This is a genomic window from Arthrobacter sp. RAF14, assembly GCF_052114185.1.
In the GTDB taxonomy this organism is placed as follows: domain Bacteria; phylum Actinomycetota; class Actinomycetes; order Actinomycetales; family Micrococcaceae; genus Arthrobacter_E.
The window spans coordinates 196,410-220,488 of the sequence record NZ_JBFREG010000002.1 but is presented as its reverse complement, the minus strand read 5'-3'; the positions used below and the strand labels follow the sequence as shown (position 1 = coordinate 220,488).

The 24,079-nt window shown below is 68.3% G+C and carries 20 protein-coding genes and 1 pseudogene; 14 read left to right on the top strand and 7 right to left on the bottom strand.

Annotated elements, in window-relative coordinates; all coding sequences use genetic code 11:
• Positions 1 to 20: 20 nt before the first annotated feature.
• Positions 21 to 518 (bottom strand): GNAT family N-acetyltransferase, encoded by a 498-nt coding sequence (locus AB4Y75_RS08650; protein ID WP_441435465.1) that lies wholly within the window; start codon positions 516 to 518, stop codon positions 21 to 23.
• Between the two features lie 58 nt (positions 519 to 576).
• On the opposite strand from AB4Y75_RS08650, the gene AB4Y75_RS08645 reads away from it, so the two are divergent.
• Entirely contained in the window at positions 577 to 1,149 is a 573-nt protein-coding gene (locus AB4Y75_RS08645) for a GNAT family N-acetyltransferase (RefSeq protein ID WP_441435464.1), read from the top strand.
• Between the two features lie 30 nt (positions 1,150 to 1,179).
• Here the strand turns inward: AB4Y75_RS08645 and AB4Y75_RS08640 are convergent, their stop codons facing one another.
• Together AB4Y75_RS08640 and AB4Y75_RS08635 are read right to left on the bottom strand one after the other, a co-directional pair.
• Positions 1,180 to 1,866: a response regulator transcription factor gene (locus AB4Y75_RS08640; protein WP_441435463.1), complete on the bottom strand. Its 687-nt coding sequence runs from the start codon at positions 1,864 to 1,866 to the stop codon at positions 1,180 to 1,182.
• Positions 1,863 to 3,614 carry a Spo0B domain-containing protein gene (locus AB4Y75_RS08635; RefSeq protein ID WP_441435462.1) on the bottom strand — a complete coding sequence of 584 codons (1,752 nt, stop codon included), beginning with the start codon at positions 3,612 to 3,614 and terminating at the stop codon, positions 1,863 to 1,865. The genes AB4Y75_RS08640 and AB4Y75_RS08635 overlap by 4 nt, the downstream gene beginning before the upstream one ends.
• Before the next feature lie 185 nt (positions 3,615 to 3,799).
• On the opposite strand from AB4Y75_RS08635, the gene AB4Y75_RS08630 reads away from it, so the two are divergent.
• Both AB4Y75_RS08630 and AB4Y75_RS08625 read left to right on the top strand, forming a co-directional pair.
• Positions 3,800 to 5,251: a CitMHS family transporter gene (locus AB4Y75_RS08630; RefSeq protein WP_441435461.1), complete on the top strand. Its 1,452-nt coding sequence runs from the start codon at positions 3,800 to 3,802 to the stop codon at positions 5,249 to 5,251.
• A gap of 195 nt (positions 5,252 to 5,446) precedes the next feature.
• Positions 5,447 to 6,157, top strand: a pseudogene (locus tag AB4Y75_RS08625) (HAD family acid phosphatase); the annotation flags it as partial.
• A gap of 237 nt (positions 6,158 to 6,394) precedes the next feature.
• Here AB4Y75_RS08625 and AB4Y75_RS08620 read toward each other — a convergent pair.
• Together AB4Y75_RS08620 and AB4Y75_RS08615 are read right to left on the bottom strand one after the other, a co-directional pair.
• Positions 6,395 to 7,834 (bottom strand): SLC13 family permease, encoded by a 1,440-nt coding sequence (locus tag AB4Y75_RS08620; protein ID WP_441435460.1) that lies wholly within the window; start codon positions 7,832 to 7,834, stop codon positions 6,395 to 6,397.
• A gap of 10 nt (positions 7,835 to 7,844) precedes the next feature.
• The gene (locus AB4Y75_RS08615) at positions 7,845 to 8,963 is read right to left on the bottom strand and encodes a PrpF domain-containing protein (protein ID WP_441435459.1); all 1,119 of its coding nucleotides are present in this window, start codon (positions 8,961 to 8,963) and stop codon (positions 7,845 to 7,847) included.
• A gap of 239 nt (positions 8,964 to 9,202) precedes the next feature.
• Here AB4Y75_RS08615 and AB4Y75_RS08610 point away from each other — a divergent pair, with 239 nt between their 5' ends.
• The gene (locus AB4Y75_RS08610; protein WP_441435458.1) at positions 9,203 to 10,141 is read left to right on the top strand and encodes a LysR family transcriptional regulator; all 939 of its coding nucleotides are present in this window, start codon (positions 9,203 to 9,205) and stop codon (positions 10,139 to 10,141) included.
• A 114-nt stretch (positions 10,142 to 10,255) separates the two neighbouring features.
• Positions 10,256 to 11,203: a DMT family transporter gene (locus AB4Y75_RS08605; protein WP_441435457.1), complete on the top strand. Its 948-nt coding sequence runs from the start codon at positions 10,256 to 10,258 to the stop codon at positions 11,201 to 11,203.
• A gap of 57 nt (positions 11,204 to 11,260) precedes the next feature.
• On the opposite strand, the gene AB4Y75_RS08600 is transcribed toward AB4Y75_RS08605, so the two are convergent.
• The gene (locus AB4Y75_RS08600; RefSeq protein WP_441435456.1) at positions 11,261 to 11,806 is read right to left on the bottom strand and encodes a GNAT family N-acetyltransferase; all 546 of its coding nucleotides are present in this window, start codon (positions 11,804 to 11,806) and stop codon (positions 11,261 to 11,263) included.
• 255 nt (positions 11,807 to 12,061) lie between these two features.
• On the opposite strand from AB4Y75_RS08600, the gene gatC reads away from it, so the two are divergent.
• From gatC to gatB, 3 genes are read left to right on the top strand one after another with little or no spacing between them, the layout of a single operon-like run.
• A complete protein-coding gene (gatC, locus tag AB4Y75_RS08595) occupies positions 12,062 to 12,358 on the top strand; it encodes an Asp-tRNA(Asn)/Glu-tRNA(Gln) amidotransferase subunit GatC (RefSeq protein WP_107002106.1) in 297 nt (98 codons plus the stop codon).
• A 3-nt stretch (positions 12,359 to 12,361) separates the two neighbouring features.
• Positions 12,362 to 13,873, top strand: a complete 1,512-nt coding sequence (gene gatA / locus AB4Y75_RS08590) for an Asp-tRNA(Asn)/Glu-tRNA(Gln) amidotransferase subunit GatA (protein WP_441435455.1) — start codon at positions 12,362 to 12,364, stop codon at positions 13,871 to 13,873.
• Positions 13,873 to 15,381 (top strand): Asp-tRNA(Asn)/Glu-tRNA(Gln) amidotransferase subunit GatB, encoded by a 1,509-nt coding sequence (gatB, locus tag AB4Y75_RS08585; protein WP_441435454.1) that lies wholly within the window; start codon positions 13,873 to 13,875, stop codon positions 15,379 to 15,381. The genes gatA and gatB overlap by 1 nt, the downstream gene beginning before the upstream one ends.
• A 105-nt stretch (positions 15,382 to 15,486) precedes the next feature.
• Here the strand turns inward: gatB and AB4Y75_RS08580 are convergent, their stop codons facing one another.
• The gene (locus AB4Y75_RS08580; RefSeq protein ID WP_441435453.1) at positions 15,487 to 16,245 is read right to left on the bottom strand and encodes a DUF3472 domain-containing protein; all 759 of its coding nucleotides are present in this window, start codon (positions 16,243 to 16,245) and stop codon (positions 15,487 to 15,489) included.
• Positions 16,246 to 16,481: 236 nt separating this feature from the next.
• Here AB4Y75_RS08580 and AB4Y75_RS08575 point away from each other — a divergent pair, with 236 nt between their 5' ends.
• The 6 genes from AB4Y75_RS08575 to AB4Y75_RS08550 all read left to right on the top strand — a co-directional run bounded on the left by AB4Y75_RS08575 (position 16,482) and on the right by AB4Y75_RS08550 (position 24,061).
• A complete protein-coding gene (locus AB4Y75_RS08575) occupies positions 16,482 to 17,495 on the top strand; it encodes an isopenicillin N synthase family dioxygenase (protein WP_441435452.1) in 1,014 nt (337 codons plus the stop codon).
• A gap of 60 nt (positions 17,496 to 17,555) precedes the next feature.
• Positions 17,556 to 18,362, top strand: a complete 807-nt coding sequence (locus AB4Y75_RS08570) for a hypothetical protein (RefSeq protein WP_441435451.1) — start codon at positions 17,556 to 17,558, stop codon at positions 18,360 to 18,362.
• 107 nt (positions 18,363 to 18,469) lie between these two features.
• Positions 18,470 to 20,155: an FAD-binding dehydrogenase gene (locus AB4Y75_RS08565; protein ID WP_441435450.1), complete on the top strand. Its 1,686-nt coding sequence runs from the start codon at positions 18,470 to 18,472 to the stop codon at positions 20,153 to 20,155.
• Between the two features lie 239 nt (positions 20,156 to 20,394).
• Entirely contained in the window at positions 20,395 to 21,375 is a 981-nt protein-coding gene (locus tag AB4Y75_RS08560) for an ABC transporter permease (RefSeq protein ID WP_441435449.1), read from the top strand.
• Positions 21,375 to 22,358 (top strand): carbohydrate ABC transporter permease, encoded by a 984-nt coding sequence (locus tag AB4Y75_RS08555; protein ID WP_441435448.1) that lies wholly within the window; start codon positions 21,375 to 21,377, stop codon positions 22,356 to 22,358. The genes AB4Y75_RS08560 and AB4Y75_RS08555 overlap by 1 nt, the downstream gene beginning before the upstream one ends.
• A 47-nt stretch (positions 22,359 to 22,405) precedes the next feature.
• Positions 22,406 to 24,061, top strand: coding sequence for a sugar ABC transporter substrate-binding protein (locus tag AB4Y75_RS08550; RefSeq protein ID WP_441435447.1), 1,656 nt, complete (start codon positions 22,406 to 22,408; stop codon positions 24,059 to 24,061).
• Positions 24,062 to 24,079 lie beyond the last annotated feature (18 nt).

The window sequence follows — 24,079 nt, the reverse complement described above, 5'->3', positions numbered from 1 at the left end:
AACAACAGAACCGTGGGTCCTCAGTGCCGGACCATGCGCGCTTCGGTGATGCCTCCGAAGTCCTCCAGCACGTCCTCCGCGCCGTCCAGGGCGAAGCCGTTGCGGCGGTAGAACGCCTGGGCCCGGGGATTGTCCTTCGCCACCCACAGGAAGGCCCGGCCCGGCGGCAGGACGGAGTCGAACAGCGCCTGACCTGCGCCGCTTCCGTGGAAGTCCCGGCGCAGGTACAGCATCGACAGGTTCTGGCCGAAGGACGCCTCCTCGGGATCGAGGGGTTCGCCGCCTCCCGCGAAGCCGACCACCTCGCCGTCCGACTCGGCCACCATGATGGTCCGGCCCGGCTGCGGCGCGGCGGTCAGCATGGCCCAGAGCCGTCGTCGTCTGTCGAGCCGTTCCTCGGTGAAGAAGTCCTCGGAGAGCAGATGTCCGTAGGCCTCACGCCAGCAGCGCACATGAAGGATCGCGAGGTCCTCGGCGTCGGACGGCCGGGGCGGTCGAAGTGTGAAACTGGGCACCATCGGCCCATGGTAGCCCGAATGTCAAGCGAGCGCTTCACGAGACGACTACCATTGATGGGTGCCGTCCGAGATTCTGATCCGCCCCGCCCAGCCCGCCGACTACGCCGAGATCGCCCGCATCACGCAGGATGCGTATCTTGCCGCCGGGTACTTCACGGACCCCGAATTCCCCTACCTGCAGCACATCCGCAAGGTGGACGTCCGGGCGCAGGAGGCGGAGATCTGGGTCGCGGAGCGCGACGGCTCCGTGATCGGCTCCGTGACGCTCGCGGTGCAGGGCGAGCCGTGGGCGGACATCGCCCGCGAAGGCGAGCTGGAGTTCCGCCTGCTCGTCGTCGACCCGGGGGTGCAGCGCAGCGGTGCCGGCCGGGCCATGGTCCAGGCGATCCTGGACGAGGCACGACGCCGTCCGGGCATCTCCGCAGTCTCGCTCACCACAGGCGAAAGCTGGGAGAGCGCGCACGGCCTGTACCGCGCCTTCGGTTTCGATCGCGTCCCGGAGCGCGATTGGTGGACCCCCAACGGTGAGGTGAAGCTCCTCGTCTACCGGATGGACGTCACCGGCCAGACCGGATCGGAAGCGGACAGCGCGGACCAGGCATTGCAGCCCGGGGCCGCGGCCTCGCTGTAGCGCTCTTCGCCCGTTCCCCGGAGCGCAGGCTCACGCGCGCCGCGCGTAGCGGTGCTCGGGCCGTCCTGTGGTGCCGTACCGCAGCTGGATCTCGACGGCGCCGTCGTCGGCCAGGGATGAAAGGTACCGCTGCGCCGTGGCCCGGGAGACGCCCACCCGCTCCGCGACCTCGAGCGCCGAGAGCGCCTCGCCCGCCGTCTCACCCGTGCCGCCGCCGAGAGCCTCCAGGATCGACTGTTCGGTGGCGCTTCGCGTCCTCGCGGGTGATGTGGCGGCCGGACCGTCCGAGCCGAGCAAGGCACGGCGGGCGCGTTCCACGGCGTCCTGGTCCAGACCGGTGGTCCTCTCCAGCAGCCGGCGGTACCGCGCATAGGCCCTGAGCCGCTGGGCCAGCTCCTCCCCGCCGAACGGCTTGAGCAGATACGCCAGAGCACCCCGCCGGAACGCCATCCGGAGGGAGAGCGGGTCGGCCGCGGCGCTGAGCATCATGACGTCGCAGTCCAGCTGCCGGAGCACATCGAGCCCCGAGCCGTCGGGAAGATAGACATCCAGCAGCACCAGGTCCGGGCGGAGCGAGTGGAACGCCTGCAAGGCCTGCTGGGCGTTTCCGGCGTGGCCCACCACCGTGAAGCCGGGGACCGCCTGGACGTAGTTGGAGTGCAGCGTGGCGACGTGGAAGTCGTCGTCCACGATCAGCACGGTGAGGTCGTGACTCATGTGTCCTCCCCGGACGTGGTGGTGAACAGCATGGCGGTGGGCAGCCGGACGGCGAACACCGCGCCGGAGCCCTGGCCGCCGGAACCCTGACCGCCGGAACCCTGACCGCCGGAACCCCCGGAACTCCCGGGCCCTCCAGCATCCAGGAGCGTCAGCTCGCCGCCGCGGCGCTGCGCGAGCTCCAGGGCCAGCTTGAGGCCGAGCCCCTGCCCCGGGACACGGGAAGCCGTATAGCCTTCCTCGAACAAGCGGCCCGGTTCGGCCACGCCGTCGCCGGAATCGGCGACCACCGCGTGCAGGGTGCCCAGCCGGGCGGAACCGTCCTCGGTCACCGGGCCGGGCTCGTCCAGAAGGTCCACCCTGACCCAGCGCTCGCCGTCCCCACGGGTACCGGAGACGGCGGCATTGATCGCATTGTCGATCAGGTTCCCCAGCACCGTGGTGACGTCGTGCGGAGCCTTGACGGACCCCCGGATGAACGTGTCCTCGCCCACCCGAAGGGTCACGCCGCGCTCGCGGGCCCGGATCCCCTTGGCCCCGATGAAGGCCTGCAGATACGGTTCCGGCAGGCGTTCCAGGCCGTCGACCGGGAACTCCAGCGGGCCCGTCTCCACCAGGCGGTGCGCGTACTCCGCGGCCCGCGCCGTGTCACCGAGGTCGAGGAGACCGGAGATGGTGTGCAGCTGATTGGCGAACTCGTGGCGTTGCGCGCGGAGGGCCGAACTCATGGTGCTGACCGATTCCAATTGCCGGGTGAGCTGCGCCAGCTCCGTCCGGTCCCGGAGGAAGACCACCCAGCCCAGGTCCTCGCCGTCGTGCACGGCCTTCCGCGCGGTGGCGAGCAGGACCCGGGCGCCGGCCACGAGCTCGAGGACATCGTCCTCGGCTGCCTCCCGCCGGGTCAGCTGACGCAGGGGCTCGGGCACGGGGGCGTCGGCCCACGAGGTGCCCTGCAGGTCCGGGAGGCCGAGGAGATCCTGGGCCGTCGCATTCACCACGGTCACCCGGCCGGTGGGGGACACCCCGATCACCCCCTCGTGCGTGGTCTCCAGCACCGCCACCTGGTCCTGCACCAGCGTCGTCAGCTCCTCGGGCTCCATCCCGAGGGTGAGCCGCCGGAGGCGCTTCCGGAGCAGCATGGAGGCCGCCACCCCGACGGCGAGTGCGCCGCAGGCCGTGACGATCACCGGTCCGGAGGCTCCGAGCAGCGCGCTGCCGAGCGGTTCGCGCGCGAAGCCGACGCTCACGACGCCGACGACGGCGCCGCCCGCCGTCGTCGTCGCGCCCGGAGCGTAGACGGGCACCTTGGCACCTGCCGAAGGACCCAGCGTCCCGGTGTTGCGCGTGACGACCTCCTTGCCCGCGAGGGCCTCGGACGGGTCGGTGCTGACCTTTTCGGCGAGGCGCTGCGGGTCGGGGTGGGCCAGGCGGACGCCGGTCTCGTCCGTGATGACGACGAAGAGCGCCGAGGTCCTCTGCCGTGCCGATTCGGCGATGGACTCCAGGGGTCCGCGGTCCAGGACGGTGGACGGGGGAGTGCCGGTGGCCGCGCTGATGCGGGACACCTCCTGCCGGACCTGTGGCTGGGAGGCGATGGTGCGCGCCAGGGTGAGGGCGCGCTGTTCGGCCTCCTGGGTGATCCGTTCCACCATGATCGTGGCGAAGGCCAGGGCGAAGAGGAGCACCGTCAGCAGCACCACCGCGATCTGCAGCAGCAGCGTCTGCGTGGAGAACTTCAGTGTTCGCATGGCACTCCCTTCGGCGGCGAGCCTACCCCAAAAGCGCTCTGAGCTAAATGAGCAGAACGCGCTCAACAAGCACAAGCGGCATCAAGCGGGCTTAAGGCCCTCGAGTGATGCGCGCCACCTTAGCGTCTATGGCGAGCGTCACATCGGTGTGATGCACCCGACACTTTCACCTAAGGAGCGCAGCGATGCTAGTCCTGCTCGGCTTCGCCATGATCGCAGTCTTCATGGTTCTGATCATGACCAAGAAGATGACGCCAGTGCTGGCGCTCATCCTGGTGCCCACCATCTTCGGCCTCTTCGCCGGGGCCGGTCTGGGCATCGGGGACATGGTCATGACGTCCATGAAGTCCATGACCTCCACGGCCGCACTGCTCATGTTCGCCATCATCTACTTCGGCACCATGATCGATGTGGGGCTGTTCGACCCGCTGGTCCGTTTCATCCTCCGCAAGCTGGGCAACGACCCCGCCAAAGTGGTTCTGGGCACCGCGATCCTCGCCATGGCGGTCTCGCTGGACGGCGATGGCTCCACCACCTTCATCCTCACCACGGCCGCCATGCTGCCGGTCTACCTGCGCCTGAAGATGAGCCCCGTGGTCCTGACCTGTGTGGCGGGTCTGGCCAACGGCACCATGAACATCCTGCCCTGGGGCGGTCCGACGGCCCGCGCCGCCTCCGCTCTGAAGATCAACGTCTCCGACGTCTTCGTCCCTATGGTCCCCGGCCTGGTGGCCGGCCTCGTCGTGGTCCTGATCTTCTCCTGGAGCCTGGGTCTCATGGAGCGCAAGCGCCTCATGGTGGCCGAGCCGGAGCGCTGGGGCGCTGCCGCGTCGTACGACGGCGGCACGGCCCTCGATGTGGCCGACGTCAAGAACGGCTCGGCACTGTCCAAGGCGAGCGGTGGCCGCATCGGCACCCGGACCGCGCTGCTGGAGAAGATCACCCCCGGTGGCGGCTCGTCCGACGGCTCCGGCACCCTGGCCGAGACCGCGCTGGATCCGACGCGTGAGACCCTGCGTCCCAAGCTCATCTGGTTCAACTTCGCCCTGACGCTCGCCATCATGGTCCTGCTGGTCATGGATGTCCTGCCGCTGCCGTACATCTTCATGGTCGGCGCGGGAATCGCCCTGCTGGTGAACTTCCCGCACGTCAAGGATCAGGCGAAGGCGCTCGTGGCCCACGGCCAGTCGATCGTGGCCGTGGTCAGCATGGTCATGGCGGCCGCCGTCCTGACGGGCGTGCTGAACGGCACGGGCATGGTGAAGGCCATGTCCGAGTGGCTCGTGGACATCATCCCCTCCAGCATGGGGCCGTTCATGGCGATCATCACCGGTCTCCTGAGCATCCCGATGACGTTCTTCATGAGCAACGACGCCTTCTACTTCGGCGTGCTGCCGATCCTGAGCGAGACCGCCGGTCACTACGGCCTGAGCGCCGCCGACATGGCCCGGGCCTCCATCACCGGTCAGCCGTTCCACATGCAGTCCCCGCTGGTCCCGGCGATCCTGCTGCTGGTCTCCCTGGCGAAGGTGGAGCTCGGCGACCATCACAAGAAGGTCCTGTGGCGTGCCGCCGTCGTGTCCCTGGTGATGCTGCTGGTCGGCGTCCTGACGGGGGCCATCGGCATCGGCCACTAGGCGCCTGCGCGCGTCCCCTCTGAAATGCGGGGTCACATGAGGCCGGATGACGAACGTTCATCCGGCCTCATGTGACCCCGCATTCGTGGGTCCGGGTCCGGCGGGGCGGCAACCGGCACCGCGTTGCTGCGCGGAGACATATTCCGACGGAATCTGGTTACTCACGATAAACATTGGTTTACTAGCCGACGTGACATGCGTCACCGTGATCAAGGAGGGCCCATGGGAATTGAACGCCGGACCATGCTGAAGGGGCTGGGCGCAGGCGGAGTGGCAGGAGGCCTGGCGCTGTTCACCGCCGGTCCCGCCAAGGCCGAAGCGTCGCCGGAAGTGCAGAACATTCTTTCCGCCGCAGTGGCGTGGCGGGTCACCGCGGCCGAGCGCGACATGCTGTACCGGCAGGCTTTCAACATCGCCCGTGACCGTCTCGACGATGTCCTCCGGGGCGTCGGTCAGCGGCGACGGGGCGCCAAGCCGCTGGCGTTCATTTCCGACGTCGATGACACCGTCCTGTCCTCCAACCCCTACTGGGAGATGCTGATCGCCGCCGGCAAGCAGGCGTTCGACGACGAACTGTGGGACGCCTGGGTCCGGGAGAACGGCCCCACCGCAACGCCCGGCGCCGTCGAATTCTCCCGGTACGCGGAAAGCCGCGGCGTCGAAATCTTCTACGTCTCCCAGCGCGATCAGGGCCCGGACACCCAGCAGATCGGCGTCGCAAACCTGCGGCACGCGGGCCTGGCCTTCGCCGATGACAAGCACGCCATTTTCCAGCGAGAATCCTCCAACAAGGAACCGGCCCAGCAGGCCATTGCGGACAAGTATCAGGTCATCGCGTTTCTGGGCGACAACCTGAACGACTTCCGGCGCCGGTACTACGTGAAGTCGGTCCAGGAGCGCCGTACCCTCGCCGCCGAGGACGCCGAGCGCTTCGGACGTGACTTCATCCTCTTCCCGAACAACACGGACGGCCATTGGGTGCGAGCCATCTTCGGCACCAGCGAGCCGGCGGACTCCCCGGAATACCGGGCCCGGATGCTCCTGGCTGCCCAGGGCAAGGTTCTCTGAGGACTTCCGGGAACGCGGCAGGACGGCGGGTGCGAAGAAGCACCCGCCGTCCTGCCGCGTTGAAGGCCCGTCGGATCACATGAGGCCGGTGGGCACCAGGAGGGCCCATGCCAGTGCCGGCCCGGTGAGCACGACGGCGCCCGCGTACATCATGAGCTGGCGGTAGACGCGCTGCCGGTCCTCCTCGCGGGCGTTGGCGACCACGAGTGCGCCGTCGGTCGAGAACGGCGAGACGTCCACCACGGTGGCGGCGATGGCCAGTGCGGCCACCGTGCCCGAGGCGCTCAGGGAACTCGTGGCCAGGAGCGGGCCGGCCAGTGGGATGAACGCGGTCAGCAGGGCGGTGGACGAGGCGAAGGCGGAGCCGACGCCGATCACGTAGCAGAGCACCAGCGCCACCAGGAGCGGGGCTCCCAGCGCGAGGGCCAGGTCGGCCAGGGTGTCGATGACGCCGAGGTGCTGCAGCAGGGAGACGTATGTGATCATCCCGGCCACCAGCAGCACCGTGGACCAGGAGATGCCGCCGATGAAGGTCGTGTGCTCCTTGATGTTGACGAACGCGAGCAGCAGCCCTGCGGACAGCGCGACGAATCCGATGGGCAGGTGGAATCCCAGCGTGCACACCAGGATGACGAAAATCAGCGCGAGCGTGAGGATCTGCTGGCCGTGCGGGCGGGTGCGCCGTGTGGTTTCAAGGCCGGTGTATCCGTTGGCGTGGTGGTCGCGCAGTCTGCCCATCAGGCCGAACGCCACCAGCGTCAGCGCGGACAGGATCACGTTGACGGCGAAGCTCGCCAGGAACAGCGCCTCCTGGGAGACGGGGAATCCGTTCTTCTGCGCGATGTCGTGAACCAGCACCCCGGCCACCGAGAGCGGGGAGAAGCCTCCGGCATGCGCGCCGTTGATGACGAACGCGCCCATGACCACCGGATGGATCCGTGATTCGTAGGCGAGGCCCAGTGCGGCCGGTGCCAGCAGCGCGACGGCGGCGGGGGAGAAGGTGCCCAGCGACGTCAGCGCGGCGGCCATGAGGAAGAAGACCCAGGGCATGAGCATCGTCTTGCCGCGGATCAGCCGTACGCAGGCCTGGACGATGATGTCGATGGTCCCGTTCCGCTGGGCCATGTTGAAGAAGTAGGTGACGCCGATGATGGTCAGGACGATGTTCGCCGGGAACTCGGCCAGGATCTCCTTGTCGCTCATCCCCAGCATGAAATAGCCGACGCCGAAGGAGGCGACGAGCCCCATCACGCCGATGTTCAGGGGCCACTTGGTGGCGACGACGAACATCACCACCAAGATGATGAGCGGGACGATCTGCGTGGCGGTCATGGTCTTCTCCGATCCCGTGGCCGCCGCGGGGCCGGAGAAGACGCCTCCGAACAGGAGGGCGAGCAGGCCTACGGCCGCGATCGCGGCCACCGTCACCAGAAGGATACGGCGGCGCCGGTCGGGGCGGGTCGGCCGGGTGCCCCCGGTGGAGGTGGGTCTGGTCTGTTCTGCGGTGTTGCTCATGGCTTTCTCCTCATTGAGTGGCGCCGGCGAAGGAGGCGTCGACGGCGCTGCCGAGGACCTCCGGAAGGTGGATGACGGTGCTGGCGATGGTGCGGGCGGTGCGGTCGACGCCGATGAGCAGCGAGCCGTTCCGTTCCTCGGACCAGGTTTCGATGACCCCGGCGGGTGTCCTCAGCCGGAGGGTGGCGCCGGGGGCCACGTGGACCGCTTCGGCGGGCAGGGTGCCGGGCGTCCGCGCGGCGAGAGTCAGGGCGATGCTGCCGGTGATGGCCAGCGCCGGGTGGGGCTTGCCCATCGAGAGCATCATGACGCTGAGGTCGCTGTCCGCGTCGGAGGATGCGGGGGGCGCGACGACGGCGAGCTTGGGCACGGCCCGTGCCGCCTCCTCCGGGGTGCGGGCCATGCCCATGCGCACCGCGGCAGCGCGTCGGATGCCGTCCAGAACATCCAGTTGCGGGACGACCGCGTCGCTCCAGCCGTCGTGGCGCTCCGGGTCCAGGCCGAGATCCTCGGCACGGAGGATGACGAGCGGCGCTCCGGCGTCGACCATCGACACGGTCCAGCGGATGCCGGCGACCGTCAGGACATCCGACGGCGATCCGGTGGGAAGCAGTGCGCCGGTGGTCTTGCCCGCGGGATCGCGGAAGCCGAGGCCCACCCGGTAGCCCGGGAAGGGCACGCCCGGCATCTCCGCCTGGGGGACGATCGGCAGCGCCCCGGACGGGGTGGACACGTCCTGGACGATGATCTGCCCGGTGTTGGTGTTGCGGGTGACGATCCGGGTGACGTCCCCGGTGGGCACCACCCACCCCTTTTCGATGGCGTACAGCCCGACGACGGCGGAGCAGTTACCGCAGTTGCTGCCCCAGTCGACCGAGGCCTCTTCGATGCCGACCTGGGCGAAGGTGAACTCGACGTCCACGTCTCCGCCGACGGGGCGATCCAGGATGACCGCTTTGCTGGTGGTCGAGGTGGCGCCGCCGACGCCGTCGATCTGGCGGCTGTCCGGGCTGCCGAACAGTCGTGGAAGCAGCACATCCGGTCCGGCGGAAGCCGCACCGAGCTGCGCGCTCTCGAAGACCCAGCATTTGCTGGTGCCTCCGCGCATCCACTCTGCTTCGATCTTCATGAGATGGTCCTTGCCTTCAGTGATGGTCAGTGAAATCCCGGGTGATTCGAGATTGACGCAGATCACACTTGAAGACAATGTTGGATAGTTGAGGGGTTATGTAGAACTTCTTCATTCACTGGTGGTGTGAGGTGTCCACGTCCTCTTTTCGACGTTCCTTTGTGTAAAACGTCCCCTGACGGAGGTGGACAGTAGGCCGGAATGCATAGAATGAAACGAATCTCGAGGAGGGTGAAGCAATGCTGAACGATCGAAGTGACGACCTGTTCGACATCCGCCGGTTGGCGCTCCTCGTGGAAGTCGTGGAGCAGGGGTCGGTGACGGCCGCGGCGGAGACTCTGATGTACACGCCGTCCGCCGTCTCACAGCAATTGCGCAAGCTGGAGCAGGAGGTCGGTCAGCCCCTGCTCAGCCGGAAGTCCCGGGGCGTGGTGCCCACGGAGGCGGGGCAGCTCCTGGCCGGCCACGCCCGGAAGATCATCGCTCAGATGCAGGCGGCGCACGCGGACCTCGCCGAACTCGCCGGCTTGAAGCGCGGATCCCTGACCATCGGGACGTTTCCCACGCTGGCGGGTTCCTTCCTGCCCGTGGTCATCCGGACCTTCAAGAAGAGGTATCCGGCCATCAGCCTGTCCGTCCGGAGCGCGCGGTTCGACGAGCTGCTGGACGGGCTGCACTCGGGGGCCATGGGGCTGTGCCTCCTGTGGGACTACCCGTGGAACCGGTTCGAGGACGATTCGATCCGGATCACCGAGGTCTTCGACGAGGGGACCGTCCTCCTGGTCTCCCGCAGCCATCCGCTCGCCGACCGGGACGAGGTCTCCATGGAGGAACTCCGCAAGGAGTCCTGGATCGTCCGTGCCGACGCGCATCCCGTGGTCGAGGTGCTGCAGCGTTCGGCTCACGACGCAGGATTCGAGCCGGCCATCGGATTCCTCGCCAATGATTACCAGGAGGCCCAGGCGATGGTCAGCGTCGGCATGGGAGTGGCGATGGTGCCCAGGACTGCCGTGGCCCTCCAGCATCCCGACGTCAAAGTGATCAGCCTGGGACCCTCCGCCCCGAAGCGCAGGGTGTTCCTGGCCCAGCGGCAGGACAAGGTCTACGCGCCTGCGGAGGTGGCCTTCCACTCGACACTGCTCGAGGTCGCCCGCGAGCGGGCCGCGGACTACCGGTAGCCGCATCCTGCACAGCGGCCGCCGTGTCCCGTGATTGACTGGGCGTGCCGGCGGGTGCCGGGTGAACGCCGTCGTCGTGGGCGGCGCAGGATCGTCAGTGGAGCGGGGTGCGGTGTGGCGGGACAGGCGGCGATGAAGCCGTGGCGTCTGGCTGTGGACTCGGTGCTGCTGGTGCTCCTCCTGGCCTCGACCTGGATCCTTGTCGCCCTTACCCTGACGGGGACCTCCGTGGCCGTGGCATCGGCCGGGAGGACGGTCTTCACGGTCGGGGGCCTGGCCCTGCTGAGCGCGCTCGTGACCCGGAGGCAGGGCGCCGGCACGGGTGGTCGCGTGGCCGTCCCGAGAATGCGGCGCGGCACCACCGTCATCCTGGCTCTCACCGGGGTGAGCGCTTACACGATCTTCTCCACCGCGGCGATCCACTTCGCGGGCGCCGCCGTCGCCGCCCTGATCATGGTCGGCACCCCGCTGACCGTCATGGTGGTCGAGGCAGCACTGGACCGGAGGTCTCCCGGCGTGTGGTTCCTGGCCGTGGCGCTGGTCGCGATGGCAGGCGCGGCCCTTTACGTGATCCAGAAGCCACCGGGGGAGAACGGGGAGTCCCTCGGGCTCGGCATCGCCGCGGGTGTCGCGGGAATGGCGTCCATGGCCTGGTACGGCGTGCACTTCGCCCGTGCCAACGCCGGGTACTCCGGCCCGATGGCGCCCCGGATCCTCCCGATCTTCGGGTTCGGTTGCCTGCCGTTGCTCGTATGGGCCGGGGCTGATCTCCTGGGCGGAGGGACGATCACCCCGGGCGCGCTGTTCTCCCTCGTGATTCTCGGGGTGGTGGTCTACGTCCCTGCGTACCTCTTGCAGCATCGGATCCTCGCCGCGGCCGGCGCCACGTACTCGGCCTTGCTGGGCCTGGCGGTCCCGCCCGTCGTGGGGGCCGCTGCGGCGCTCGCGGGACTCGGACCGTGGCCGTCGCCCGGCCAGTGGGCGGCGACGGCGCTCACGCTGTCCGCCGTCGTGCTCGTGGTGCTGCGCACGTCGCTTGCCCGGTTCGGGCGCCCTTGTTGACGTCGGGCGCCCCCATTGAGGAGCCCGACGTCAACAAGGGCGCCCAGCCAAGGCCGTTCAGTGGCCCAGAATGAGCCTCACCTTGGCCGGGTCCAGCGGCCGGTCGGCGTAGAGGAGCCGGACGGCGGATGGGTCCGGGTTGCCGACGTCGAGGCCACGGAACTGGAGCGTGAGCCCTGCGCGGACCGCCACGGCGACCGAAGCGCCGTTGTGTTCGAGGATCGACGCCACCCGCGGAATCCCGGGATCCTTCTCCCACGCCGCCGCCAGCGCCAAGCGAGCTACCCGGGTGGCGATGCCCCTGCCCTGCGCCGCGGGAGCGAACCGGTATCCCAGGTTCCAGTGGGCGCCGTTCCGCAGGGAGCAGCCTGCGTTGCCGAGCAGTTCGCCGGTGACGGCGTCCTCCACCAGCCACGAGCCGAGTCCGTGGTTCTCCCAGTCCGACACCCACCGTTCGACCATGCGTCGTGTGGTCACCACCGCGACGTGCCGTCCGTGGGGCGCATGGCGCCAGACGTCCGGGTCGCTGTAGAGCTCGTGGACACGGCCGACGTCGTCCGAGGTGGGGACATGGAGGGCGATGTCGTCCGGCAGAGGCTGCATGGTCCACATCCTAGGGGTGCGCCGAGCCAGCCCCGGTTGCGAGAACCGGCCGTGCCCACCCCTCCTCACCCGTCTCCCGGTTTCGGCGCCCGAGTTTCCTTTCGGTGCGCCAATGGGGGCACCGAAAGGAAAACAGAGCACCGAAACCGGCAGTCCGGCGTCCCGCCCACCTCGCACCCGCGCCACGGTCGGTCGGGGCGTGGCGGAGTGACTAAACTGGACTGGAAACCTTTTCACCAATTGCAGGGGAGATCCATGGCTGCGATCAATCGTGACGACGTCGCGCATCTGGCGCGTCTCGCTCACATTGAGATGAGCAATGAGGAGCTTGACCGTATGGCCGGCGAACTGGCCGTCATCGTCGACTCCGTCAAGTCCGTCAGTGAGGTCGCCGGTGCCGATGTGCCCGCCACCTCGCACCCCATCCCGCTGAGCAATGTGTTCCGCGAGGACGTGGTGGGGCATGTACTGACCGCTGAGCAGGCACTCTCCGGCGCGCCCGACGCCGACGAGAACCGCTTCAAGGTCCCCGCAATCCTGGATGAGGAGTAAGCCATGACCCAGGAGATCATCCACTCCACCGCCGCGCAGCTCGCTGAGAAGCTCGCCGCCAAGGAACTGTCGGCCGTCGAGGTCACGCAGGCGCACCTGGACCGCATCGCCGAGGTCGACGGTGAGGTGAACGCCTTCCTGCACGTCAACACCCAGGAGGCGCTCGACGTCGCCGCCGAGGTGGACGCCGCCCGTGCCGCAGGCGAGGAGCTCCACGCGCTCGCCGGTGTCCCGATCGCCGTCAAGGACCTGATCGTCACCGTGGGCCAGCCCACCACCGCCGCATCCAAGATCCTCGAGGGCTGGCACAGCCCGTATGACGCCACGGTCGTGAAGAAGCTGCGCGCCGCGAAGATGCCGATCCTCGGCAAGACCAACCTGGACGAGTTCGCCATGGGCTCCTCCACGGAGCACTCGGCCTACGGCCCCACTCGCAACCCGTGGGACCTGGACCGCATCCCCGGTGGTTCCGGCGGCGGTTCCGCTGCCGCCGTCGCCGCGTTCGAGGCGCCGCTGGCCCTCGGCACGGACACCGGTGGCTCCATCCGTCAGCCCGCCTCGGTGACCGGCTCCGTCGGCGTGAAGCCGACGTACGGCGGCGTCTCCCGCTATGGCGCCATCGCCATGGCCTCCTCGCTGGACCAGATCGGCCCGGTGTCCCGCACCGTGCTGGACTCCGCTCTGCTGCACGAGGTGATCGGCGGGCATGACCCGTATGACTCCACCTCCCTCAAGGAGTCCTGGACCGGCCTGGCCGCCGCCGCTGCGAGCGGTGACGTCAAGGGCCTGCGGATCGGCATCATCAAGGAGCTGCACGGCGAGGGCTACCAGGCCGGCGTCGAGAACCGCTTCAACGAGTCCCTGGAGCTGCTCAAGGCTGCGGGCGCCGAGATCGTCGAGGTCTCCTGCCCCAACTTCCAGTACGCCCTGGGCGCCTACTACCTGATCATGCCGTCCGAGGCGTCCTCCAACCTGGCCAAGTTCGACGGCGTGCGCTTCGGTCTGCGGGCTCTCCCGGAGGACGGCCCCATGACCATCGAGCGCGTCATGGGCGCCACCCGCGCCGCCGGCTTCGGTGACGAGGTCAAGCGCCGCATCATCCTGGGCACCTACGCCCTGTCCGCCGGCTACTACGACGCCTACTACGGCTCGGCGCAGAAGGTCCGCACGCTCATCCAGCGTGACTTCGACGCCGCGTTCGCCCAGGCCGACGTGCTGATCTCTCCGACGGCGCCCACCACGGCGTTCAAGCTGGGCGAGAAGGTCGACGACCCGCTGGCCATGTACCTCAACGACGTGGCGACCATCCCGGCGAACATGGCCGGTGTCCCGGGCATCTCCATCCCCGGTGGCCTCGCGGACGAGGACGGCCTGCCCGTGGGCATCCAGTTCCTCGCCCCGGCGCGTCAGGACGTCCGTCTGTACCGTGCCGCCGGTGCCCTGGAGAAGCTGCTGGAAGAGAAGTGGGGCGGCCCGCTGCTGGCGCAGGCCCCTGTACTGGGAGGTGCCAAGTAATGTCCGCCGACGAGATCCTGGACTACGACTCCGTCTTCGAGAAGTACGAGCCCGTGCTCGGCTTCGAGGTGCATGTCGAGCTGAACACCAAGACCAAGATGTTCTCCTCCGCCCCCAACGAGTTCGGGGACGAGCCCAACACGAACGTCAACGAGGTGGACCTGGGCCTGCCCGGCGTCCTGCCCGTGGTCAACAAGGCCGCGGTGGAGTCCTCCATCAAGATCGGCCTGGCCCTGAACTGCCAGATCGCCGAGACGTGCCGCTTCGCCCGGAAGAACTACTTCTACCCGGACACCCCCAAGAACTTCCAGACCTCGCAGTATGACGAGCCCATCGCCTTCGACGGGTACCTCGACATCGAGCTGGAGGATGGCGAGGTGTTCCGCGTGGAGATCGAGCGCGCCCACATGGAGGAGGATGCCGGCAAGCTGACCCACATGGGTGGAGCCGCGGGCCGCATCCAGGGCGCCGACTACTCCCTGGTGGACTACAACCGCGCCGGTGTGCCGCTCGTGGAGATCGTCACCAAGCCGATCGAGGGTGCGGGCAAGCGCGCTCCCGAGCTGGCCAAGGCCTACGTGGCCGCGGTCCGCGAGATCGTGAAGAACCTGGGTGTCTCCGATGCCCGCATGGAGCGCGGCAACGTCCGCTGCGATGCGAACGTCTCCCTCAAGCCGATCGGCCAGGAGAAGTTCGGCACGCGGTCCGAGACCAAGAACGTGAACTCGCTGCGCGCCGTCGAGCACGCGGTCCGCTTCGAGATCCAGCGCCACGGCGCCGTCCTGGAGTCGGGCGAGAAGGTCGTGCAGGAGACGCGCCACTGGCACGAGGACACGCGCACGACGACGTCGGGCCGCCCGAAGAGCGACGCCGACGACTACCGCTACTTCCCGGAGCCCGACCTGGTTCCCGTCGTCGCCTCGCGTGAGTGGGTGGAAGAGCTGCGCGCGACCCTGCCGGAGCCCCCCGCCGAACACCGCAAGCGTCTCAAGGCCGCCTGGGGCTACTCGGATCTGGAGTTCCGTGACGTGGTGAACGCAGGCGTCATGGACCTGATCGAGGAGACCGTGGCCGCAGGTCTGAAGCCGTCGGCCGCCCGCAAGTGGTGGATGGGCGAAGTGGTGGGCCGCGCCAAGGTCGCCGAGGTGGATCCCGGCGAGCTGGGCATCACCCCGGACGTGATCGTGCAGGTCAACGGTCTGGTCGAGGCCGGCAAGATCAACAACAAGATGGCGTCCGAGGTGCTGGACGGCGTCCTGGCGGGCGAGGGCACGCCCGAGGAGATCGTGGCGGCCCGTGGGCTGGCCGTGGTCTCCGATGACGGCCCCCTGCTGGAAGCCATCGATGCAGCCCTGGCCGCTCAGCCGGATGTCGCGGAGAAGATCCGCGGCGGCAAGGTCCAGGCGATCGGCGCGATCGTCGGCGGCGTCATGAAGGCCACGCGTGGCCAGGCGGACGCCGGGCGTGTGCGCGAGCTGATCCTGGAGAAGCTGGGCGTGGAGGGCTAGTCCTTCCCGGAACGACGTGACGGCCGGTGGGCCGGAGATGATCTCCGGCCCACCGGCCGTCGGCGTTCCCGGACCGGCCGCGGCGTTTCGCCGAGGGGAGGTCCCTCAGCCCATCGTGCCGCGGGTGATCCGCACACCGGCGCCGACCGTGGTGACGGTGGTGTTGCCGTAGCCGAGGCAGTCGCCGTACTCCTTGACCCAGGTGGTGCTTCCACTCAGGGCCCCGGACGACGGCGCCCCAAACGTCACGTCATATTTCTGCTGCTTGGAGCAGCTCGGCACGTCGTAATACTCGACGAATCCGGACTGCGTCGGCTTCAGGTTCCCGGAGCCTGCGGGCAAGGTGTAGCTGCCGATGTGGGTGCCCCGGCCCGTGGTGGTGTCCACCGCGGTCCCGCTCCAGGTGTCGGCGCCGGTCTTCTGCACCACCATGTTGTAGGTGTGGCCGTAGACGGCGTTGAATTCCAGCCCGCAGCTCACGCCGGGACCACCGTCGGCGCCGGGCGTGCAGTTGGGGTCGGTCGAGGTGGTGCCGGGGATGAAGGACGAGAAGACCCCGCGGAGACGGCCGGATCCCTGGGAGTCGGGCCGGGGCTGCAGGCCGGTGTAGCCGACGTCGTTCTGGCCTGTGAAGCCGTATTGCATGGCGAAATAGGTGCCCGCCCGGCGTGCCGTCGCCGGTGCCACGGTGATGGGGAAGGTCACGGAGCTCAGGCCCGCGCTGGGGGCGGAACTGACCGTCCAGGACAGCAATTCGTTGCCGCCGAAGGTCTGGGCGTGGGCGGGGATTCCGGGACTGCCGGCGACGGCTGTGAGGCCGAGCGCGATCACTGCACTGAGACGTTTGTGGATGGTCAACCGCATGTCTTCTCCCTGAGTGCTCTCGATGGAACGGTCCGTCGTCGGGCCGTCGAGGAATTATCGTCACGCTCGTCACTCACTTGTCAATCGTTTAACAAGAATGCTCGCAAGCCACCCCTCTTCGCCCCGGCAACTTCATGACCTTCCGTGACGCGGCAATGGGCGGGCCGCCCAAGCGAGCGTAACATTGGAGCCAATACAGGCTTCGGCTTGCAATGTAACGTGAAAAGGATTATGCGGTGGCTCTCGAAACTTTGCCCATCCTCGATTTCTCCCGTCTGAGCGCCGGACCGGAGGAGGCGGCCCGCTTCCGCGACGATCTGCGGGACGCGATGCACGAGGTGGGGTTCCTCTACCTGTCAGGCCACGGCGTTCCTCAGGAGCTCACGGATGCCATCCTGGACATCTCCCGGCGCTTCTTCGAGCTGCCGGAGGAGCAGAAGCTGGCACTGGAGAACATCCACAGCCCGCAGTTCCGCGGCTACACCCGCATGGGTGGCGAACTGACCGCCGGTGAGGTCGACTGGCGCGAGCAGATCGACGTCGGGGTGGACCGCGAGACGGTCCCCGCGGGCGAGGGCGTCGCGGACTACTGGCGGCTCGAAGGCCCGAACCTCTGGCCCGAGGCGCTGCCCGAGATGCGCGGCATCGTCACCGAGTGGATGGACCGGCTCAGCGAGATCTCCCTCGAACTGCTCCGGGCCCTGGCGCTCTCGCTCGGCGCGCCGGAGGACACCTTCGACGAGGCCTTCGCCTCCCGCGCCTTCCCGGTGCTGAAGATCGTCCGGTACCCCGGTGAGTCGGACCCGGACCCCAAGCAGGGCGTCGGTTCCCACCGCGACGGCGGCGTGCTGACCCTGCTGCTCGTGGAGCCGGGGAAGGGCGGTCTCCAGGTGGAGCATGACGGCGCCTGGATCGACGCGCCGCAGGTGCCGGGAAGCTTCGTGGTGAACATCGGCGAGATGCTCGAACTCGCCACCAACGGTTACCTCAAGGCCACGCTGCACCGCGTCATCTCGCCGCTGCGCGGGACCGACCGGATCTCGGTGCCGTTCTTCTACAACCCGGCGCTCGACGCGCGCATGCCGCAGTTGGCCGTCAGCCCGGAGTTCCAGGAGAAGGCACGGGGTCTCTCGGTGGACCCCAATGACAGCCCGATCCTCGAGACCTACGGCGACAACGCCCTGCGTTACCGCGTGCGGGCGCACCCGAATGTGGTCGCCGCTCAGCATCCGGACCTGCTCAAGGGCTGATCGGACCTCGGGCGGCGCGGCACCTCCGGGCGCCGCGCCGCCCGGGCCTTTAATGGAGCCATGAGGCATACCTGGGAAGTCGTGGCCCGCGTCCAGTCGGAGGGCGACGCCCATCCCCAGGAGGACGGCTGCGGATTCGCCGGTCCGGACGCCTGGATCATCGACGGGGCCACCACGCTCCTGGAGCCTCTGGGGCTGCCGGCCGCCACGGATCCTCAATGGCTGACGCAGGCGCTGACGACTTCGCTGTCCCGAGTGGGCACGGGCGAGATGTCCGGTTCCCTGAGCGCCCGGGACCGGCTCGCCGCGGCGCTCCGGAGGATCGACGCCGTGGCCCAGCCGCTCGTGGGTGGTGAGCGGCTGCGGTTCCCGAGCGCCGCCGTCTCCCTGGCGCACCTGAATGACGACGGCGTGGAGATCGCGTCCCTGGCCGATTGCCGCGTGCTCGTCCGCGGCCAGGAAGGCGGCACCACGGTCGTGCTGGCGGAACAGGCCGACCGGAGGGTCGACGCCGAGCTGGCCGCGCAGGATCCGGACCCGGAGGAACGCCGCCGGCTGCTGCGCCGCGACCGCGAGCTGCGCAACACCGAGGGCAATCTCTGGGTGGCCCGCCGCGAACCCGAGGCCGCCCAGCACGCCGAGGTGGTGCGGCTGCCCCGGCCAGCGCTCGTGGCACTCGTCAGCGACGGCGCCTGGCGCGCCGTCGACCTGGCCCTGGTGAGCTCGCCCGAGGAGTTCCTGGACCGCGTCGGCACGCCTGTCGGAGCCCTCGAGACACTGACGGAGCTGCGCCGCGAACAGGCCCGGATCGGAGAGGTGGCGGACGACGCCACCGTGCTCGTCCTGCGGCCCGCGGCCCTGGACTGAGCCTGTGCACCGACCTCCGCGAGGGAACAGCTCGTGCCCTTTCCCGGGGTTTTTACGGGCATCAACTGCTCCTTCGCGGCGGGAGGGGCCCGGCGTAGACTGCCAGCATGGACGCTGACGTCATCGTGGTGGGCCACGGATTGTCCGGGCTGGTCGCCGCCCGCGAGCTCTCCCGGTCCGGAAAACGCGTGATCATCCTCGATCAGCAGGGGCCTCAGGATCTCGGGGGCCAGGCCTGGTGGTCCTTCGGAGGGCTCTTCCTGGTGGACAGTCCCGAGCAGCGCCGTCTGCGCGTCAAGGACTCCTTCGACCTCGCCTGGCGCGATTGGCAGGGGAGCGCCGCCTGGGACCGCACGGACGGTCCGGGTGATCAGGATGCGTGGGCGCAGCGCTGGGGGCGTGCCTACGTCGAATTCGCCACGGGGGAGAAGCGGGCCTGGCTCCGCGAAGCCGGGATCGACCTCACCCCGGTGGTGGGCTGGGCGGAACGCGGTGACGGCCATGTGGGCGGCCACGGTAACTCCGTTCCCCGCTTCCACATCGCCTGGGGGACCGGGACGGGCGTCGTGGCGCCCTTCGCCTCGGCGGCCCGCGCCGCCGCCGAGGACGGGACCACCACGCTGCTGCACCGCCACAAGGTGCGCGGCCTGCTCGTGGAGGGCGGCGCCGTCGTCGGCGTGCAGGGCGATCTCCTGGCCGACGACGCCGGGCCGCGCGGCGCAGCGAGTCCAGCCGGGACGGTGGGGACCTTCGAGCTGCGGGCTCAGGCGGTGGTGCTGGCCAGCGGTGGGATCGGCGGAAATCACCGGCTGGTGCGGCAGTTCTGGCCCGCACGGCTGGGCACGCCGCCGCGGGAGATGATCACCGGAGTTCCCGCCTATGTGGACGGAAGCATGTACGCCCCGGCGGAGGCCGCCGGCGCCCGCCTGGTGAACCGTGACCGGATGTGGCACTACACCGAGGGGATCCGGAACTGGGACCCCGTCTGGCCGTCTCATGGGATCCGGATCCTGCCGGGTCCGTCGCCCCTGTGGCTCGACGCCCTCGGCCGCAGACTGCCCGTGCCGGGGCTCCCGGGGCATGACACGCTCGGCACGCTCCGCCTGCTGCGCAGCACGCCGGAACTCGCGGAGCACGACCATTCCTGGTTCATCGTGAGCCGGAGCATCCTGGCCAAGGAGTTCGCGCTGTCCGGCTCCGAGCAGAACCCTGACATCACGAACCGCGACCGGAAACTGCTGCTGAAGACCCGATTGGGTGGCGGTCTCTCCGGGCCCGTCCAGGCGTTCCTGGACCACGGGCCGGACTTCGTGTCGGCGGATTCGGTGGCGGGCCTCGTACGGGCCATGAACCGGATCGCTCCGGAGGCGCCGGTGCGTGAGGACGCGCTCATGGACGCCATCCGGCAGCGCGACGCGGAGTTCCGCAACCCGTTCTCCAAGGACGCCCAGGCGCAGAGTGTCCATAACGCGCGCCGGTACCTGGGGGACCGGCTGGTCCGGGTGGCCCGGCCGCATCTGTTCCTCGACGAGTCAGGTCATCCGAGGGACGGGCTCGTCGCCGTGAAGCTCCACATCCTGACTCGGAAGAGTCTGGGAGGTCTGCAGACGGATCTCGCCTCCCGCGTGCTGGGCGGGGACGGCCACCCCGTGCCCGGGCTGTACGCCGTGGGGGAGGCGGCCGGATTCGGCGGCGGAGGGGCTCATGGCTACAACGCACTCGAAGGGACCTTCCTGGGCGGTTGCATCTTCACGGGCCTGAAGGCCGGACGGGACCTCGCCGGAAGGCTCTGAGCCGGGCACCCTCCCATCCCGTTGTGTGCTCAGTTGTTGCGGATGTTGTTCCGGAACACCCGCAACAACTGAGCACACAACGGTGACCTCGGCGCCGTTCCCAAACTCCTTCACGTCATCTCTTGCGCCTGAGACCTGCGTCACATACGATCAGTTAATCGATTAAGTAATTAATCGATTAACAACGTTTTGAGAGCGCAGGCTGCATCCCCGGCAGCCCTGGACTCACGAGGAGCCCCATGACACTCGCAGCCCAGCGGAAGGGTCCGCCGCCGTCGTCGTCGACCACGGACCGCGGCGGCAAGAAGCCGTTCCGCGTCCGCCTCCGGCAGGATCGGCAGATGCTGCTGATGATGGTGCCCGGCATCGTCTTCCTGCTGCTGTTCTTCTACATCCCCATCTTCGGCAATGTGATCGCCTTCCAGGACTACCAGCCGTATCTGGGCATCCCGGACAGCGAATGGGTGGGCTGGCAGAACTTCATCGATCTGTTCAACAACCCGGACTTCCTGCACGCGCTCTGGAACACGCTCTACCTCGCCGCCTGGCAACTGGTCTTCCTCTTCCCAGTGCCGCTGGTCCTCGCGCTGATCGTGGACTCGCTCATGAGCATCCGGGTGCGCCGCATCTTCCAGAGCATCGCCTACCTGCCGCACTTCCTCTCGTGGGTCCTGGTGATCGCGCTGTTCCAGCAGATGCTCGGAGGCGCGGGATTCGTGAACAACACGCTGCGCCAGTTCGGGATGGACCCCATCCCCTTCATGACCAACCCGGACACCTTCCCGGTGCTGGTGGTCGCCCAGATGATCTGGAAGGACGCCGGCTGGGCGATGATCATCTTCCTGGCCGCGCTCGCGAGCATCGATGTCTCCCTGTATGAGGCGGCCGCCGCCGACGGCGCCGGACGCTGGCGCCGGATGTGGCACATCACGCTGCCCGGCCTGCGGCCCGTCATCATCCTCCTGCTCATCCTCAGGATCGGCGACATCCTCTCGGTCGGCTTCGAACAGTTCATCCTCCAGCGCGACGCCGTCGGCGCGGGCGCCGCGGAAGTGCTGGACACCTTCACGTACTACACCGGCGTGGTCGGCGGCGGCTGGAGCTCCGGCGCCGCCGCGGGCCTCGCCAAGGGCCTGGTCAGCCTGCTGCTCATCTGGGGAGCCAACTCCCTGGCCCACAAGTTCGGCGAAGACGGGATCTTCGCCAGGAAGGTCGGCTGATGACCACGCTCACTTCGCAGAATACGGAGACGGCTGAGGAGACCGCCCCGCGCGGAAGCCTCGCCGCCCGCCGGGCCGCGCGCTCTCGGGCCGCCGCCGAACGCGACACCCGCCGCCCCGCCTGGAAGGAACGTCCTTCCGTCCTCTACCAGCTCATCAAGGCCGTGGTCCTGGTGCTGTTCAGCGCCTCGATCCTGATCCCCATCCTGCTGGTGGTCGCCACCTCCCTGGCCGATGACCAGCAGCTCGCCCAGGCCGGAGGGTTCGTCCTCTGGCCGGAACGCCCCACCATCAAGGCGTACCAGACGATCTTCGCCGGGCCCATGGTGATCGGTTCCCTCGGGGTGAGCGCCTTCATCACGATCGTGGGCACCGCGCTGGCGCTCTTCGTGACCATCACCATGGCGTACGCCACCAGCCGTCCCGTGCTCTTCGGCCGCCCGGTCATCCTGGGTGTCCTGTTCACCCTGCTCTTCGCTCCGGGCCTGATCCCCAGCTTCCTCATGATCCGGCAGCTCGGGCTCCTGGATTCGTTGTGGTCGCTGATCCTTCCGGGCATCTTCGGCGCCTTCAACTTCGTGGTGATGCGCTCCTTCTTCATGAACATCCCCACGGAGCTCATCGAAAGTGCGCGGATCGACGGCGCCAGCGACTGGCAGATCCTCTGGCGCATCGTGCTGCCGCTCTCCAAGGCCGTGATCGCCGTCGTCGGGCTCTTCTACGCCGTGGCGTTCTGGAACTCCTTCTTCAACGCCCTCCTCTACATCAACGACCACGCCAAGTGGCCCATCCAGCTCCTGCTCCGCAACTTCGTGGTCCAGGGCTCCGGTGCCGCGGACGGACTGGGAGTCTCCTCGGTCCCGCCGAGCCAGTCGATCCAGATGGCCGTGGTGGTCGTGGCGCTCGTCCCGATCCTCCTGGTCTACCCGTTCCTCCAGAAGCACTTCACCAAGGGCGTCCTCACGGGCGCGGTGAAGGGCTGACCGTTCCTCCCTCCCACCCAGCTCACCTGTCAATGAAAGGCACTCCTATGAGCACTCTCGCATCCCCCGGCGTCAGCCGCCGTGGCTTCCTGGGCCTGGCGGGCCTGGCCGTCGCCTCCGTGGGTCTCTCGGCCTGTGGCGGCGGCAGCTCCAGCGGAAGCGGCGGCGCGGCCGCCTCCGCCGGGGTCAAGCTCCCCACCTACAAGGAATTCACCGGGGTCACCCCGGACCTGGCGGGCGACGCCAAGGGCCTGCAGGCCGCCTTCTTCAAGCTGCCCAAGTCGGTGGTCTCCGTGAAGGAGAAGCCGCTCAAGGGCAAGGTCACGGGTCTCACCGAGACCTTCGAGACCATGAGCCCTGGCATGAAGGACAACGCTTTCTGGCAGCGTCTCAACCAGGCGCTCGGCGGTGAGCTGGAGCTGCAGATCGCCGAGGACATCGGCGACGGCTACCCGGCGAAGTTCGCCACCGTCCTCGCCAGCGACGATCTCCCGGACATGATGTGGGTCCCGCCGAACCAGGGCATCCCGAACGTCGGCCCCATGCTGGAGGCGAAGTTCCAGGACCTCACCAAGTACCTCTCCGGTGACGCCGTCCTCGAGTACCCCAACCTCGCGGCCCTCAAGCCCGACTCTTGGAAGACCGCCGTCGTCAACGGCAAGATCTGGGGCGCACCCATCCCGAGCACCCCGTTCGGCCAGATCATGGCCGGCCGTCGGGACGTCTGGGGCAAGGTGGGCGGCCTGACCGCCGCCTCCGCGGACGAATTCCTCGAGAAGGCCAAGGAACTGACGCGGCCCGGGGAGAAGAAGTACGCCCTGGAACCCGCCTACGTGAACGTCCTCCACATGGTCACCGAGTGGTACGGAGCGCCCAACAGCTGGGCCGTGAACAAGGACCGCACCCTGACCCACCTCTACGAGACGGACGAGTACCAGGCCGGCGTGGAGTTCGTGGCGAAGATGTTCTCCGCCGGAGTGTTCTACCCGGACGTCAACGTCCCGGACATCCGTAACCGCGTGGCCAACGGCAGTGTCGCCGCGCAGGTCCTGGTGGGCCCGCACGACCTCAAGGCGTACCGGGCGTTCAACAAGGATCAGGCGTTCGACATCCTGGTGCCGTTCAGCGCGGACGGCAAGGTGAAGCCGACCTACGACATGGGCTACGGCACCGTGGGCTTCACGCCCTTCAAGAAGGCCGACGAAGGCAAGATCCGCGAACTGCTCTCCCTCATCAACTACCTGTCCGCGCCGTTCGGCACGGCCGAGTACATGCAGAAGAACTTCGGCACCGAGGGCCAGGACTTCACCGTGGACTCCGAGGGCAACCCGGTGTTCACCCAGTCCGGCGGCACCAACATCCCCGGTCTGGCCTCGGCCCTGAACATCATGTCCAGCCCGGAGAACGTGGTCTTCAACCCCGGCTTCGATGACGACACCAAGTACATCTACCAGCAGGAGAAGAAGCTGCTGGAGCTGGCCTGGCGCAACCCGACCAACGGCACCTACTCGGACACCAACTCCAAGGTGGGCGCCAAGATCACCAAGCAGCTCCGGGACAAGGTGGTGGACATCATCACGGGCCGCGCCAAGGTGGGCGATCTCAAGGACGCGGTGAAGCGCTGGAAGAACGACGGCGGCGACAAGATCCGGGACGAGTACCAGTCCCAGCTGCCGTCCGACGTGCCGGTCTTCCGGCAGTAGGCATGGCGTGACACCCGT

Excerpts from the sequence above, each read along its gene's own strand:
- AB4Y75_RS08650 (WP_441435465.1), bottom strand. The coding sequence starts at position 518 with ATGGTGCCCAGTTTCACACTTCGACCGCCCCGGCCGTCCGACGCCGAG.
- AB4Y75_RS08640 (WP_441435463.1), bottom strand. The coding sequence starts at position 1,866 with ATGAGTCACGACCTCACCGTGCTGATCGTGGACGACGACTTCCACGTC.
- AB4Y75_RS08635 (WP_441435462.1), bottom strand. The coding sequence starts at position 3,614 with ATGCGAACACTGAAGTTCTCCACGCAGACGCTGCTGCTGCAGATCGCG.
- AB4Y75_RS08630 (WP_441435461.1), top strand. The coding sequence starts at position 3,800 with ATGCTAGTCCTGCTCGGCTTCGCCATGATCGCAGTCTTCATGGTTCTG.
- AB4Y75_RS08620 (WP_441435460.1), bottom strand. The coding sequence starts at position 7,834 with ATGAGCAACACCGCAGAACAGACCAGACCCACCTCCACCGGGGGCACC.
- AB4Y75_RS08615 (WP_441435459.1), bottom strand. The coding sequence starts at position 8,963 with ATGAAGATCGAAGCAGAGTGGATGCGCGGAGGCACCAGCAAATGCTGG.
- AB4Y75_RS08610 (WP_441435458.1), top strand. The coding sequence starts at position 9,203 with ATGCTGAACGATCGAAGTGACGACCTGTTCGACATCCGCCGGTTGGCG.
- AB4Y75_RS08600 (WP_441435456.1), bottom strand. The coding sequence starts at position 11,806 with ATGCAGCCTCTGCCGGACGACATCGCCCTCCATGTCCCCACCTCGGAC.
- gatC (WP_107002106.1), top strand. The coding sequence starts at position 12,062 with ATGGCTGCGATCAATCGTGACGACGTCGCGCATCTGGCGCGTCTCGCT.
- gatA (WP_441435455.1), top strand. The coding sequence starts at position 12,362 with ATGACCCAGGAGATCATCCACTCCACCGCCGCGCAGCTCGCTGAGAAG.
- gatB (WP_441435454.1), top strand. The coding sequence starts at position 13,873 with ATGTCCGCCGACGAGATCCTGGACTACGACTCCGTCTTCGAGAAGTAC.
- AB4Y75_RS08580 (WP_441435453.1), bottom strand. The coding sequence starts at position 16,245 with ATGCGGTTGACCATCCACAAACGTCTCAGTGCAGTGATCGCGCTCGGC.
- AB4Y75_RS08570 (WP_441435451.1), top strand. The coding sequence starts at position 17,556 with ATGAGGCATACCTGGGAAGTCGTGGCCCGCGTCCAGTCGGAGGGCGAC.
- AB4Y75_RS08565 (WP_441435450.1), top strand. The coding sequence starts at position 18,470 with ATGGACGCTGACGTCATCGTGGTGGGCCACGGATTGTCCGGGCTGGTC.
- AB4Y75_RS08560 (WP_441435449.1), top strand. The coding sequence starts at position 20,395 with ATGACACTCGCAGCCCAGCGGAAGGGTCCGCCGCCGTCGTCGTCGACC.
- AB4Y75_RS08555 (WP_441435448.1), top strand. The coding sequence starts at position 21,375 with ATGACCACGCTCACTTCGCAGAATACGGAGACGGCTGAGGAGACCGCC.
- AB4Y75_RS08550 (WP_441435447.1), top strand. The coding sequence starts at position 22,406 with ATGAGCACTCTCGCATCCCCCGGCGTCAGCCGCCGTGGCTTCCTGGGC.